10 protein-coding genes are annotated in these 14,043 nt (G+C 57.6%); 1 reads left to right on the top strand and 9 read right to left on the bottom strand.

Annotation, left to right across the window (positions count from 1 at the left end):
- Positions 1 to 179: 179 nt before the first annotated feature.
- The 9 genes from ABID16_RS16945 to ABID16_RS16905 form a co-directional block, all read right to left on the bottom strand.
- Complete coding sequence (locus ABID16_RS16945; protein WP_354557547.1) at positions 180 to 1,403, bottom strand: DegT/DnrJ/EryC1/StrS family aminotransferase; 1,224 nt, start codon at positions 1,401 to 1,403, stop codon at positions 180 to 182.
- Entirely contained in the window at positions 1,400 to 2,605 is a 1,206-nt protein-coding gene (locus ABID16_RS16940; protein ID WP_354557546.1) for a hypothetical protein, read from the bottom strand. The genes ABID16_RS16945 and ABID16_RS16940 overlap by 4 nt, the downstream gene beginning before the upstream one ends.
- A gap of 341 nt (positions 2,606 to 2,946) precedes the next feature.
- Positions 2,947 to 4,860, bottom strand: a complete 1,914-nt coding sequence (gene asnB, locus ABID16_RS16935) for an asparagine synthase (glutamine-hydrolyzing) (RefSeq protein WP_354557545.1) — start codon at positions 4,858 to 4,860, stop codon at positions 2,947 to 2,949.
- Complete coding sequence (locus ABID16_RS16930) at positions 4,860 to 5,909, bottom strand: glycosyltransferase family 2 protein (protein ID WP_354557544.1); 1,050 nt, start codon at positions 5,907 to 5,909, stop codon at positions 4,860 to 4,862. Before ABID16_RS16930 ends, asnB begins: the two co-directional genes overlap by 1 nt.
- Positions 5,906 to 7,459 carry a Gfo/Idh/MocA family oxidoreductase gene (locus ABID16_RS16925; protein WP_354557543.1) on the bottom strand — a complete coding sequence of 518 codons (1,554 nt, stop codon included), beginning with the start codon at positions 7,457 to 7,459 and terminating at the stop codon, positions 5,906 to 5,908. Before ABID16_RS16925 ends, ABID16_RS16930 begins: the two co-directional genes overlap by 4 nt.
- A 260-nt stretch (positions 7,460 to 7,719) precedes the next feature.
- Positions 7,720 to 8,826, bottom strand: a complete 1,107-nt coding sequence (locus ABID16_RS16920) for a glycosyltransferase (protein ID WP_354557542.1) — start codon at positions 8,824 to 8,826, stop codon at positions 7,720 to 7,722.
- A 25-nt stretch (positions 8,827 to 8,851) separates the two neighbouring features.
- The gene (gene wecB, locus ABID16_RS16915) at positions 8,852 to 9,943 is read right to left on the bottom strand and encodes a non-hydrolyzing UDP-N-acetylglucosamine 2-epimerase (RefSeq protein WP_354557541.1); all 1,092 of its coding nucleotides are present in this window, start codon (positions 9,941 to 9,943) and stop codon (positions 8,852 to 8,854) included.
- A gap of 25 nt (positions 9,944 to 9,968) precedes the next feature.
- Positions 9,969 to 11,084, bottom strand: coding sequence for a DegT/DnrJ/EryC1/StrS family aminotransferase (locus tag ABID16_RS16910; protein ID WP_354557540.1), 1,116 nt, complete (start codon positions 11,082 to 11,084; stop codon positions 9,969 to 9,971).
- Between the two features lie 158 nt (positions 11,085 to 11,242).
- On the bottom strand, positions 11,243 to 12,325 hold the full coding sequence (locus tag ABID16_RS16905; RefSeq protein WP_354557539.1) for a glycosyltransferase: 1,083 nt from the start codon (positions 12,323 to 12,325) through the stop codon (positions 11,243 to 11,245).
- A 325-nt stretch (positions 12,326 to 12,650) separates the two neighbouring features.
- On the opposite strand from ABID16_RS16905, the gene ABID16_RS16900 reads away from it, so the two are divergent.
- Positions 12,651 to 13,913 carry a nucleotide sugar dehydrogenase gene (locus ABID16_RS16900; RefSeq protein ID WP_354557538.1) on the top strand — a complete coding sequence of 421 codons (1,263 nt, stop codon included), beginning with the start codon at positions 12,651 to 12,653 and terminating at the stop codon, positions 13,911 to 13,913.
- Positions 13,914 to 14,043: the final 130 nt, after the last annotated feature.

Genomic DNA, 14,043 nt, shown 5'->3' with positions numbered 1-14,043 from the left:
GCAAACGGATAAAGCTGCTCGCCAGTGCAATCGCTTTGCTTTCAGCAAAGCGGCCTGGCGAGTGGGGCCGGTCGCTTTTGGCTTCCGGACGTCGTCTAAAATCCTCGCCGGACCTTGTGGTCCGACTGCGGTTTTCTCCTAGCCGGAAGTCAAAATCGATCCGGTCAAATGGGTTCTAATCAATGATCCTTGGTATAAGCTGACGAGTGGTGAACTAACCTGCTCCGCGCAATGTCCTTTACCACCCCGATCACCCTGTCCGCCTTGGCCTTGTCACCCCAGATAGGAAGGTTGAGGACCGTTCTATTCAGCCGGTGTGTTTCGGGGAATGGGCCTTGGCCGCGCGCCAGTTCGCGATAGGACGGCATGTCGGGCACACAGTAATCGATCAGCCGTCCGAGTTCCACGCCGCGCCTCAGGGCCTCTGAGCAGTATGTTTCTGGATCGTCCACTCTGAGCACGTAGTGCGAATATGTTGCGCCATCGATGAGCGGAGGAAGCGCGTTTGGCATCATATCCCCGAGCGATGCATCATAGTAGGCGGCAAGGTCCCTACGCCTTTGGATGTTGACGCGGTAGCGGCGACTCTGCCGAACGCCAACACTCGCTTCCGCACGACCGATCTGGCTGAGATAGTCTTTGGGCATATCTATGAGGCTTTCATCATAATACCGGATGAACCGGTCGATCAGTCCCATCTCGGAAATCCGCTTGACCATTCCGAAAACAGGCGGTGAAAGCGCCGCTGCGGCGGCTGTGAGGTACACCGCTCGACCGAGGTTCCGTCCACCTTCGCGCATCAGGTGGCGCGACCTTATTTCCCGCAAACGCGCAGCAAGTTCGTTGTCGTCTGTCGTTATCATTCCGCCGAAAATCGATGTCATCAACTTCGAGACGTTCAATCCGAAAATGGCGGCAAGTCCCGCCTTTTGCACCGGGCGCCCCTGCCATTCCGCGGCGAAGGAATGGGCACAATCCTGCAGGATCGCCACATGAGGGTGCTTTTCCCGGATAGCATCCAGGCGATCCAGATCGACGGGGTAGCCGTGAATCGAAGTTGCCATGATTGCGGCGGTTCGCTCGGTCACGGCGGCCTCGGCGAGGTCGAGATCCATGTTGAAGCCGCCGGGTTCGCTGTCGATGAAGACCGGTCGATTTCCGGAAAGCACGATCGCGTGGGCAACGACAACGCATGTATAGGCCGGTAGAATGATCTCGCGATCCTTCAATCCCATGGCCTCAAGAAGAAGCAACTGGGCTGTTCTCCCATAGGGGAACGCAACCGCATGCGCCTGTTGCATCGTCTCGGCAAAAACGGTCTCGAATTCCTCGACAGAGTTTCGGCCGGCGAACGCGGCAACGAGATCGCAGAGGGTCAATTGAGGTCGCAGCCTTGGGATCATTTCGGCCTCAACTCCGTGTCGCTGCGCTGCCAGTAGCCCGAACTGGCCATATGAATTGCCGAGAACGGCCGGTCCAGGCTGACCTTCTTCAGTTCCCGCGGTTCCCAGTCGTCCGAAACTGACAGGTCCATTCCCAAAGTCACCGTGCGGCGGAACCGCGCGCCAGAACTGCCCCCGGCCTGCACGAGCAGACGGGCGATCATGGTCTTGATGAAACCGTTCATCCAGGGGATGCGCATGATCGACAGGGTAAGGAACCGCAAGACAAGAAAATTATAGGGGTTGGGAGTTGGAACGGAACGTTTGGCCAAGGTGCCGTGCAAGATGATTTTGTTGTCCAGCATCTCGACGGCAGTGTCCTTCGATCCCTGGCTGGTCAAAACCTGCCGGCGGTCATCCGACAAGACCAGGCCCGAATCGCAAATATCGAGCTTCCCGTCACGCCAATGATAAATGACAGACTTGCGCGTCGAAATGATGGAGTAGTGATGTGCGCCGCGATCGACTACAAGGCCGGCATCCGGGAAGATGTGACGGCCTTCCGGTGCCGGCGTTGACGGGAGAGTTTCCATCAGATGGCCAGCGTTGAGTAGTGCTTCGCAGTAATTGTTGAAGACCGGCGAGAGGTTCGGTGCATCGATCGCGGCGAGGGTAACCGCCGCCTTGCGGGCGATGGCAGGGCGCATCCATTCGGCAAGCGCGCGCGCCGACGAAAACCGCGCCGCTAGCAGCTCCATGCCTGCCGGATAATATATCCGCGTTGCGCGGCTTCCATAGATCCCGCCGAATGACCCATCCGGATGCGCAAAATGTGCCAGAAAATCGCATGCGCGTTCCAGCGCCAGCCAAAGCTTCGGCGAATCCAGCATCTGGGCGGCTTCGGCAAGGTGCGTCATGCACAGCGTCTGATAGCCCGGGTCGGCGCCCCCATACTCGTCGAACCATCCCTCGGCGGACTGCCGTCCGACGATCCTGTCGATCAGGGACACCGCCTTGTTCCGTGCCTTGGTGTCGCCATGCATGCGATCCCACATCAGCAGCGCCGCGGCAGCCGTTGCAAGATGATTGGAGATAAAGCCGTGGGTCTCATCGCGCTTGACCAAGAAGTCCACAGCAGGTGCGAAATCGCCAGTCCTTGCGATCAGTTCGCCGCCAAGGCGACGGGCCGCCTGCAGATGATCGTAAAGCACCAGCGCCGTCACGCAGTAGGACTGTTCGAGGGGAAGCGCTTCCTCGAAGCTTCCGTCCCGGCGCATGATGCGGGAGGTTGCAGAAAACCCGTCCTCGATTCGTCGCCGTAAGGACTTCAAATCGACCCCTGACGCAAAGGCACCGGCGGCGATGAGCGCCGAGAGCCCGTTGACCGGACCTTGAAGCGTGCCGTTCGGGAAATCTATGAGTTTCCATGCCCAGTACTGTCGATCTCCGAGGCCAAGGGTCGTGTTAAGGGGATCGGTGTCTGCCATTGCGAGAACGCGGGGTAGCGCCGCTTCGATCTCGGTAGCGTAAGGATTGGCCGCAAGCGTCGGGGATATGAAAATGTTCAACGACGTTCCTCACCGCAGGGGGCAACGAGACGCACCCCCAGATGGGTCCGATACTGGCGTATCCAGCTCTCAAGGCAAAGCAGCATCCAGATACGGTGCGTGGCGATCTCGTCCAGCGGTCTCAATCGCCGAAACCAGGAACGCTCATAGGATTTCCAGAACCGCTCTATTTGCGAGGTTTCAAAGATCAAGCCGAGCTCGCTCTCCGGGCCAAAGAGACGTTCGGCAGCCCATGGTGCAAGATCGCCCCTCAGCCATTGGCTGAGGGGGTTTGGAAAGCCGCGCTTTGGCATGCTGAATATTGCATCGGGAAGGAGGCCGCGCGCCGCAGCCTTCGGGATAGCCTTTAACTTTCCGCCATCGAGTTTCGACGAAAGTGAGAGCGACAACGCCCAGTCCACCAGTTCATTGTCGAGGAACGGCGTTCGGGACTCGAGCGAATGGGCCATCGAGACCTTGTCCTCCACGACAAGAAGCCCCGGCAGGTAATCCTGGACATGCTGGCGCATGAGTGCCGCAAGGCCGCTCTCTTTCGAAACCGTGTTGCGGCCTTCCTCCCGTTGGACGGCGTCGAAGGTTGGGGCTTTGAGCAACCTCCGGAGCATTGTCTGTCCAAAGAGGCGCGGCAGGAAGGGCCTTTCGCTTCCCCCGATCAGACCTCTGAGAGCAAAGTAGGCGATGTGCGGAAGCTCCGAAATCCGCAATGACCGGACAAGGCGAAGCAACACACGTCCGTCTCCCTGCTTCAGGGCCTCAATCATCGCAACGAATTTGAAGACCGGATATCCTGCGAAAAGCTCGTCGCCCCCGTGACCGGTCAACACGACCTTATGCGTTTCGGCCACCTTCCTCGCCACGAGGTATTGGGGCAGGGCGCCCGTTCCCATGCGCGGTTCTTCGAGCGCAAAAACAAGTTCGTCGAAATAGTTGCGAAAGGCGTCGGCTCCGATTGTCACACGGGTGTGCGGCAAGTCTGCGGAACCTGCCACCAGCGCTGCGCCGGAGACCTCGTCATACCAGCCGCCGGCATCGAACGTTCCCGTGAATGCCGCAGGACCCTTGGTCGCCTGTCCCGCCGTCAGTCTACGCGCGGAATAAAGCGTGACCATCCCGCTGTCGATGCCGGAGCTCAGATAAGAAGCAAGTGGCACGTCGCTCATCAGATGTCGGTCAATCGCCTGGCCGAACCTCAGCGGAAACTCCGCCAGCGCGGTCGAGAAGTCCGCCTCCCGCGGTTCGCAGGCAAGGGCGTCGCTATAAACCCTGTCCTGTATGCCATTGGCATCGAATTTCAGCATGTGCCCCGGCTCAACCATGCTGACCCCTTCAAGCATGGTTGTTTTCCCAAAACGGTTCTCGAACTTGAGATACTGGGCAAGCCCGGTTCCTGACATTCTCCATTCGGCGCGGCCGCTCGCTGCCACAATCGCTCTGAGATCAGACGCAAAAAGCGTCGTTCCCGAATGTTCCCAATAATAGATGGGCTTTATCCCCATACGATCGCGGACGAGATAGAGCGCCTGGCTGCGCCGATCCCACAAGGCGATCGCGAACATACCATTGTAGCGGGAGAAGCTTGCTTCGCCCCACATTTCCCAGCCGTGGATGACGGTTTCGCTGTCACAATCCGATTTAAAAATGCAACCGAGCGCTTCCAGCTCGGCCCGAAGCTCATGATAGTTGTAGATTTCACCGTTTACCGAAATTACGATGTTTCCGTCGCTAGAAAACATCGGCTGCCGGCCGCGTTCGGAAAGATCAACGATAGAAAGGCGGCGATGGCCGAGCGCTATTCCCGGCGCGGCCCATTGCCCGGTCCCGTCCGGTCCGCGATGTTGCATCTGATCGAGCATCGTGGCGATAGGATCAAGCGACGCGCCCGGTCCGTGAATGCCGCAGATGCCGCACATCAGTCCGCTTTCTCCGCTTCCAGTTTCTTCAGCTTTTCGTTCATCCGCGACATCAGAAGATAGAGCTCTTCGAATTGCTTCTTGCTTTGCAGGGATTGGAAGTAGAAAGCGACGAAGACGAGCAGAACGACTCCGCTGGCGCCTGTGATTGCCAGCGTCAAGCTGCCCTTGAGCAGAGTTTCCCGAAGACCTTCATAAAGCGCAAAGAAAATGCCTTGGTCGATGCTCCTTCCGATCGCCAGGATCCAGTTGATGAACAGCGTCAACAGGCCGAGAAACACCGAGATGGCGAGAATGGAGACCGGCACGAAGAGCATCGCGCCGGGTCTCAGCACGTAGTTGTATACCAGGTGGGACGCAATCGTTCCGGACATGGCGAGAAGCGGAAATGCCCCGCCCTTGCCGACACGCTTTGCTCTCGACTTGTCGCGCCAGTCAAGAGTTGCGGGAACTTCCGCGATACGGAAGCCGAACAGATTCGCCTTCTGGATGATCTCGATATGGAGATCCTTTCCGTCGCTGACCAATTCGAGCGATTTCACCACTTCTTTTCGATAGGCGCGAACAATGCAGGTCAGTGTGTGGAGCTGGCCACGCACGCCCGCGCTGAGCACCTTGTTTCCGTAGTAGGACAGCTTCGCACGCATCCAGGGGACATTACGCACGATACCTTGGGGGTGGTAGGCAGACGCCAGAACGATATCCGCCCTGCCTTCCTCGAGGGGCTTAAGCATGCGCGGGATGTGGTTCGGCGCATAAGAAAGATCGGAATCGAGCGTTACCACATAGTCGCCCGTTGCGGCGTCGAACCCGGTTCGAACGCCCGCGCCGCGGCCGCGATTGCGCGAATGACGCACCACCTTGAGGTTATCCATGGCGATTTCGGCGAGCCGATCTGCCATGCCGTCGGTAGAGCCGTCATCGATAACGATAATCTCGAAGCTGCGCCCAGGCATTTCGGCCCGCATGAAGGAGACGAGCTCGCTGACAGTTTTCTTGATGATCGCGTTCTCGTTGTAGGCGGGAATGATCAGTGAAATTTCGGTCATCCAATGAGCCTCAGACCGCCGGTCGTTTCGTCCAGTTCATAGCGCTCGCCCGATTCCGGGCAGACGAGATCATCGCCCATACGAACGCCACGGCGGGAGACCCAGCCGAGGTGACGCGCTGGCGAGCCGACCCAGAGTGCATGAGGAGGTACATTCTTGGTCACCGTCGATCCGGAACCGATCATGCAATATTCACCGAGCGTGTTACCGCAGACGATGGTCGCATTCGCGCCGATGGTTGCGCCACGCTTGACGAGTGTCTTGAGAAACTCGTGTTTTCGGCTGATATGGGCGCGGGGTGTCTTGACATTGGTGAAGACGCACGAAGGACCACAGAAGACGTCGTCTTCAAGCTCAACGCCGTTATAAAGGCTGACATTGTTCTGGATCTTGCAATTGTTCCCGACATTCACCGCCGGGCCGATGACCACATTCTGACCGACCACGACGTCACGCCCGAGATTGCTGCCCGAAAGAATATGGCTGAAATGCCAGATCTTGGAGTTTTCGCCCACCGTCACATTGTCGTCGATCACTGCCGATGAATGGGCAAAATAGGCAGGCTTCTCAGTGCTGCCGACCTTCTTTCGGAGATCCGCCTCGGCCTTCTCCAAAACCGCCAACACCCTCAGACCCTCGGCGGCATCTGTCAGGGGCTGGTGTCCGGTTGAAGCCGCCTGCAGGAAATGCCGGATTTCTTCACGGAGCGGTTCGGCCTGTTCCACAGAGACGAACTTTCCGGCGCCCTTCGTCGGAGCCGGACGTCCATCCTTCCATTCTATGTGATTGTCGAAAACTTCGAGCTTTTCCTGCCACGGCCTGACGTCGTCGAACACGGCCATTCCCTTGTCTCCGACGACGACGATGCGTTGTTCCTTGAATGGATGCATCCACGACGTCAGTACATGCGCATCGAGACCACTTTCGAAACGCAGATGGGTGGTCGCAAAATCGGCAAGCCCTGGGGTCACGAACGCCGTTCCCGTTGCGCTCACACTTGTCGGCGCCGCGCCGGCAAGCGCCAGTACCATCGAAATGTCGTGCGGCGCAAAGCTCCACAAGACGTTTTCTTCTTGTCTGACTTTGCCAAGACTCAACCGGTTCGAATAGATGTAGCGCAGCGTACCGAAATCATCTGCCCTTGCCATGGACAGGAGCTTCCGGAAAACCGGATGATATTGCAGAAGATGCCCGACCATCAGCGTACGCCCTGTCTTTCGGGCGACCTCCGCGAGGACTTCCCCGTCCTTGACCGACAGGGCTAACGGTTTTTCCACGAAGACATGCTTTCCTGCCTCGAGCATCTGCTTGGCAACGGCCAGGTGAAGCTCCGCCGGAACCGCAACACAGACGGCATCGATCTCGGGATTGCCGGCAATCTGGTCCGTCGACAGTGCTGGCACGTTGTACTCGGCTGCGAACTGCGCAGCAGTCTGCGGATAGGCATCGGAGATCGCTGTCAAGGCGCCAAGAGCTGCAACGTTCTTGACGATATTCTTGCCCCATCCGCCGCATCCGATAACGGCAACGCGAGGGTTCACTGCTTGCATGGTAGTCTCCAGATCAGCTCTATCTTACTGAGTAGCCGCGAGGTCATCGTTGCCAGAAGGACCCTTCCACCAACCATTTGCCCGGGAAGCCAACGGAACATGCGCCCGGCCGCCTATCCCGCTCCCAAATTCAATCTGGCGCTGGTTTATACGAGCAGTCCATAAGCTGCAAGCTGTCGGCTGTTTCCGGCCGGGTTTATTCCGAAGCTGACCACAAGGAGGGAGTTCACAGAGTGATTTGCTCTGCCGCTCGATCTCGGTCAGATTTTGCCAAGAATGCGATTGTAGAGAGCGACGAGCTTGCATGCCTCGTTCTGCCACCGGTATTTTTCATGGACGATCACGCGCGCCTTGGTCCCCATCGCCTCGGCTTCGTCACGATGCTCGATGATCCATTTCATTTGCCCGGCGATGTTTTCGGGAGATGTCGGATCGCAGAAAAGGCCGATCGAGTTGCCCAGTACGATTGATTTCCAGCTTTCAAAATTTGAGCAAAGGATCGGAAGCGCCGATGCCATGTACTCGAACATCTTGTTCGGGACGGAGTTGATGTGATTGGGCTCCGGATAGAACATCAGCAGCCCCGCCATCGATTTGCTTAGATATGGCGCCAGCGCACTTTGATCGACATAGCCCAGATAGGTCACACAATCCCATTCCGGTAGTTTGCGCATTTCGGCTTCAAGAGCGGCATCCTCGAAGGGACCGGCGAGATAAAGTCTTGCTCCAGCTAGCTTTGTAGCAATGACCATTTCAAGGGCGGCGCGCTTGCGAGAAATTGCCCCAACATAGATGAACATCGCATTCTCGGGCTTCCGCTCGGGCAAAGCGTCATTCTCGGAAATCACGGGATAATTGGTGACGCTGATCGTCCGAGGATTGATGCGATCGAAGCGCGACGCGATGTGCGGGGTTGCGGCAACAATGGCACTCATTCGCCGCGCACAGAAATCCTCAATCGTCTCCGAGAGTCCAGAAATGGCTCTACGCAGCGTTGGGCGGATCCATTCCTTGCTCAAGATGGCCCGCGGGAGGTCTTCGTGTGAATCATAGATGACCTCAAGCCCCGAGAGGCGAAGCAGATACCCGACGGGAAGAAATTCAGGGTCGTGAAAATGGACCAGCGAGGGCTTCAGTCTCCGGATATGAAAGAATGCTCGCATGGGCAACAACGTCATGCGCTTCAAGCGACCACGAACGAGACCAATATCGTGTATCGTCACGCCGTCCTGGCCCTCGTCGCCCTTGCCATCCGCAACCACAAGCTGGACATCGAAGCCTGCAGCCTCAAGCGTAAGGCACTCTTTCCGAAAGATTCGAATGTCGTAGCGCGGATGTACCGTGGTGACGTGGACGACGTTAGCCATGATGATTTCCGCTGGATGCTCGAGCTTATTTGCAGGTCTGCATCAGGTATCGAAGGATATGCTTTGCAGCATGTCCGTCTCCATAGGGTTCACCGGCATTACCCGGCGCGCTTGCGAGCGCACCGGCAATGGCAGTTCGAATGCCTTGGACGTCAAACGATTCCGGAAGCCGGTTCCAGCCAAGCTGAAGCAGTTCAACCCATTCCGTCTCGTCTCTCACTGTGACGCAGGGAACCTTGTGGAAGAACGCCTCTTTTTGCAGGCCACCGGAGTCCGTTACGACGAGGCGCGCTCCTGCAAGAAGTGAGGCCATGTCGAAAAAGCCTAGCGGCTCGGTCATTGTCAAGACCGACGCTGCCTTTTCAGCCTGCGGCAGGCCGGCCAGCGTCTTGCGAGTGCGAGGATGCAGCGGTAGGATTACAGGCATCACCTTTGCCGTCTCAGCAAGCGCGTCAAGGATGGCGACAAGTCTGGCTGGGTCGTCGGTTGTCTCCTGGCGATGTAGCGTGGATACTACGTAAGGTCGGCCTTCCAGCCCGAGCCGCCGTACGATATCCGTTCTACGGGCCGGGTTATCAATGACCAGTCGCGCTACGTCATACATCACGTCGCCCACCAACTGGACGCGATCGCCCTTTATGCCCTCACCGGCGAGATTTTCGACCGCAGTCTGAGTGGGCGCGAAGAGCCAGGTCGCAGCGTGATCCGAAAGAACACGATTGACCTCCTCCGGCATCCGCCTGTTGAACGACCGCAGACCGGCCTCGACATGCGCGACCGGCACATGGAGCTTCGCAGCGGCGAGCGCGCCCGCGAGGGTCGAGTTTGTGTCGCCATAAACCAGACAAACATCCGGCCTTTCGGAAACAAGCGCATCCTCAATGGCGGAAAGCTGCTTGCCTGTCATGTGTCCATGGCTGCCGCCGCCGAGATCGAAGCGGTACTTGGGTTCCGCAAGCCCGAGTTCCCGAAAAAAGACGGCAGACATGTTGTCGTCGTAATGCTGTCCGGTGTGGAGCAAGACTTCCTCGACGCCCTCGGTGGAGGCAACTGCGTGAGATAGCGCAATTGCCTTGATGAATTGCGGTCTTGCGCCGATGACGGTGAGGATTTTCATGGGCTGGCGCTCTCGCAGAAGACGATCAGAGGATCGCGTTGATGATGGTGTCCTGCGTTTCCGTATCGAGATACGGATGCATCGGGAGGCTGATCACGCGCTTCGCGAGGTCTTCGCTCACCGCAAGGCCATTCGGGTCGCGCGGAAATGCCTTGAAGGCAGTCTGAAGGTGCAGCGGCACCGGGTAGTATACTGTCGTCGGTACACCCGCGGCTTTTGCCTTATCCTGAAAAGCCGTCCGGGCTTCTTCCGAGGCCGTCTTGAGCGTGTATTGCGCCCAGGTGCTGACCAGCCCGTCCGGAATATGAGGCACCTCGAAAGTGCCGCGCAGGGCGTCCGAATACCGCTTGGCCACAGCTTGTCTCTTGTCGATCTCGTCGGCAAAAATGGCAAGCTTCTCGATCAGGATGGCGGCCTGAAGAGTGTCCAGGCGGCTGTTCATGCCGATCCGCTCGTTATCATATTTGTGCGATCCCTTGCCGTGGACGCGATAGGAGTCGATGAGCTTTGCGGTCTCGTCGTTGTCGGTAAACACGGCGCCGCCGTCGCCATAGCAGCCGAGTGGTTTTGCGGGGAAAAACGATGTGGTAGTAATGTCGGCCAGCGAGCCGACTACCCGATTGTGATAGCGCGCGCCGAAACCCTGGGCCGCGTCGTCAATAACCGACATGCCATTTTCGCGGGCAATCGGAATGATGCCATTGAAGTCTGCGGGAAGGCCAAAAAGATCAACCGGGATCACACATTTCGGAGTAAGACCGAGCCGCCCTGCCTCTTCGATGCCGCGCTTCAGGCTTGCGGTATCGAGGTTGAACGTGTCCGGATGAACATCGACAAAAATCGGCGTCGCGCCAATAAAGGGGACAACCTCCGCCGTCGCGGCGAACGTGAAGGATGGAACGAACACGGCATCGCCCGCTTTGACACCCAGTGCCATCAGGGCCAGCGAAAGGGCGTCTGTTCCGTTTGCGCATGAAAGAGAATGTTTTGCCCCGCAGAAGTCTGAGAGCCCTGCTTCGAAGGACTTGACCTGCGGCCCCATGATGTAGTTGCCCTGATCCAGAACGGTGGCAATCGCCGTGTCTAGCTTTGCGCGGATGCCGGCTTGTTGTGCCGCCAGATCGATGAAATTGATCGCCATGACTTAATATCCAGAATAGAGCGGGTTGCTTCAGCGGATGCCAGGTATGCCATCTCGGTCAATGCTGGCCACGATGGATACCATTGAGCGCGCTTAGCATCCTCCGCTTGCCAAAGGCAACACCCAAAAAGTCGCAAAGGCGTCTGCATTCGGGTGCGCTACCTTTCTGAGGCGTCCTTTGAGATGACCAGATTTTCGAGACCGTTCAGCGCGCGTTGAAAAACCCGATCTTCCTCGAACGTGTTCGCGAAAAGTTCGGCAGCGTTACGACGAATGCCGGTGAGCCTCTCAGTGCCCACTTGCGAAACCACCGCCGCGATGTTGGTTGCTGACGGCTCTACCCAGACGCCGCAATCGCGTTCATCGATAAGCCGATGGACTTCACCTTCGGTGCAAGATAGGACGCCCAGCCCGCCTGCAAGATATTCAACGAACTTGTTCGGGATCGACAGATGGAAGTCGGGCCGATCATAGGGGAGTACACCCAGGTCTGAGGCTTTCATGATGTCGGAAAGCTCCGATGCGGACAGCCAGCCGTGAAAGGTCACGTTGGTGAGCCCGGATGCTCGCGCCTTCAGCGAGTCCGAAGCTTCTCCTGTCCCGCATATGTCCAGATGCGCCTTGACGTTGCGTCCGGAGAGAAGTCTCATGGCGTCGACCACGATTTCCAGATTGCTGCGATGGGAGAGGGTGCCGATAAAGCAAAGCCGCACGCCGTCATGTTCCTGTGCGCCGCCTCGCTGCTGTGCCTTGTAGCTGAACGGAAACCAGAAATCTGCGTTCGATTGTTGTCTCCCAGCCAGGGACAACGCCCAGTTCAAGGCGGATTGCGTCATGCCAGACAGGGCCGCCGCCCGCCTGACTGTGCTGCGCGCGGCATGGCGGAAAGGGCTGAAGATCAGGTCACCCGTGAAACGGAACGGCTCTGGCAGAAGCTCCGAGAAAATGTCCGGCCAGAAATCCCGCACGTCGATTGCCACGGGAATGTTCCTCGGTTCGCAATAGTCGAGAATGGCCCGGCACAATTCTTCCGTCGGATAGGAGGAAAGAACCACATCGGGTTTTTCCAAGTTGGGCGCCATGGTACGAAACGCTTTGGCAACATCACGATGGTTCATGAAGCGCGAATAGGAAATCGAACGGCTGTAAAGCCTGCCCTCCAAGACAATGATGCGATAGTTCTGGTCAATCCGGTATTCGGCCGTTGTTTTAGATCGCAATCTCCGCGCGTAGTGGTCCATGGTTCCCGTGAAAAACACGACATCATGCCCGCGCCTAGAGAGCCAATCGGCAAATTGCCCTGTACGAAGCAACCTCTGTCCGCCCTCGTCGATCGGAAGTGGCTCCCCCACCGTCGCCAGCCAAATTCTCAAGCTTGATACTGCCCTTGTAAAACGCCTGGATGGGCTCGCCTCTATCCGCTGCCTTATTCATAAGGCGAGGGTGTATTGGCACGATCAAAAGCACTTATCAAGCTTTGTGAAGTTGCTCCTGTCGGCTTTACACCGCGCGGCTGGTCGGCTATGGCACAGCAAAATCCAACCGCGATGAAGAAGAGCATTATTCATGAAGATCGGCATTATTGGACTGGGCTATGTCGGGCTGCCTCTTGCCCTCCATTTTGCAGAGGCGGGGACCGAGGTCTATGGTTTCGACATCGATTCGACCAAGGTGGATATGATCAACGGAGGCCGCAGCCCGATCCGTTATATCCCGAACGAACGCATCGCCGCGGCGAATGCGAAGCTCACGGCAAGCAATGATCCTGCGGGTTTGAGCGCTGTCGATGGAATTATTATCTGCGTTCCAACACCCCTGACCCATCAGCGCGAACCGGACATGACCTTCATCCTGTCGACGCTTGACCTCATCGGTCCGCATCTGCGCAAGGGGCAGATGATGTCTCTCGAAAGCACCACCTATCCGGGCACGACGGACGAGATAATCTGTGGCTTCGTGAAGAAGCTAGGCTTCACCATCGGCGAGGATTTCTACGTCGTCTATTCGCCGGAGCGTGAAGATCCGGGCAACGCGAAGTTCAACGCGGCAACCATCCCGAAGGTTATCGGCGGAACGACGCCGGCCTGCCTCGCCAAGGGCAAGGAAGTCTATTCGATTATCGTGCAGCGTCTCGTGGAAGTTTCCTCCACGCGTGCTGCGGAAATGACCAAACTCCTCGAAAACATCCACCGTTCGGTCAATATCAGCCTCGTGAACGAGATGAAGATAGTCGCCAACAAGATGGGCGTTGACATTTTCGAGGTGATTGATGCCGCCGCGACCAAGCCGTTCGGCTTCACACCGTATTTCCCGGGTCCGGGCCTCGGCGGCCACTGTATTCCGATCGACCCGTTCTACCTCGCCTGGAAGGCCCGCGAATACGGGTTGAATACCCGCTTCATCGAACTGTCGGGCGAGATTGATAACGATATACGTAACTGGGTTCTCGGTCGCATCATGGACGGCCTGAACGGCCAGAAGAAGGCGCTTAACGGAAGCCGGGTTCATTTCCTCGGCATCGCATACAAGAAGAACATCGATGACGCCCGCGAATCGCCCTCAATCTGGCTTATGGAGGCCGTCAAGGCAAAGGGTGGAGTGATTTCCTACTCCGATCCTTATCTGCCAACCTTCCCGAAGATGCGTGAACACCATCTCGATCTTCAGAGTGTCGCCTTGACACCTGAATATTTGAGCAGTGTGGATTGTGTCGTGATCGCTACGGACCACGACGATTTCGATTACGAGATGGTCCTCCGTCACGCCAAGCTGATTGTTGATACGCGCGGCCGATATCGCGGGCAGGCGGAGAACGTCATCTCCGCATAAATTTCAATTTGATGGAAAGGCCGCCGATCCGGGCGGCCCCATCAATACTGCCAGGCCTCGAACGCCGGCTCGACGCTTTGCTTCCAGGCGCCATGGAACTCGTCCAGCATGTCCTCGGCAAGAACCTTGC

It is taken from the genome of Limnomicrobium aquaticum (assembly GCF_040545545.1).
GTDB lineage: Bacteria > Pseudomonadota > Alphaproteobacteria > Rhizobiales > Rhizobiaceae > Ensifer_A > Ensifer_A aquaticum.
Note: the sequence above shows the minus strand (reverse complement) of the source record. Positions and strands in the feature narration are given on the sequence as shown.

Excerpts from the sequence above, each read along its gene's own strand:
- ABID16_RS16945 (WP_354557547.1), bottom strand. The coding sequence starts at position 1,403 with ATGATCCCAAGGCTGCGACCTCAATTGACCCTCTGCGATCTCGTTGCC.
- asnB (WP_354557545.1), bottom strand. The coding sequence starts at position 4,860 with ATGTGCGGCATCTGCGGCATTCACGGACCGGGCGCGTCGCTTGATCCT.
- ABID16_RS16930 (WP_354557544.1), bottom strand. The coding sequence starts at position 5,909 with ATGACCGAAATTTCACTGATCATTCCCGCCTACAACGAGAACGCGATC.
- ABID16_RS16925 (WP_354557543.1), bottom strand. The coding sequence starts at position 7,459 with ATGCAAGCAGTGAACCCTCGCGTTGCCGTTATCGGATGCGGCGGATGG.
- ABID16_RS16920 (WP_354557542.1), bottom strand. The coding sequence starts at position 8,826 with ATGGCTAACGTCGTCCACGTCACCACGGTACATCCGCGCTACGACATT.
- wecB (WP_354557541.1), bottom strand. The coding sequence starts at position 9,943 with ATGAAAATCCTCACCGTCATCGGCGCAAGACCGCAATTCATCAAGGCA.
- ABID16_RS16910 (WP_354557540.1), bottom strand. The coding sequence starts at position 11,084 with ATGGCGATCAATTTCATCGATCTGGCGGCACAACAAGCCGGCATCCGC.
- ABID16_RS16905 (WP_354557539.1), bottom strand. The coding sequence starts at position 12,325 with ATGGACCACTACGCGCGGAGATTGCGATCTAAAACAACGGCCGAATAC.
- ABID16_RS16900 (WP_354557538.1), top strand. The coding sequence starts at position 12,651 with ATGAAGATCGGCATTATTGGACTGGGCTATGTCGGGCTGCCTCTTGCC.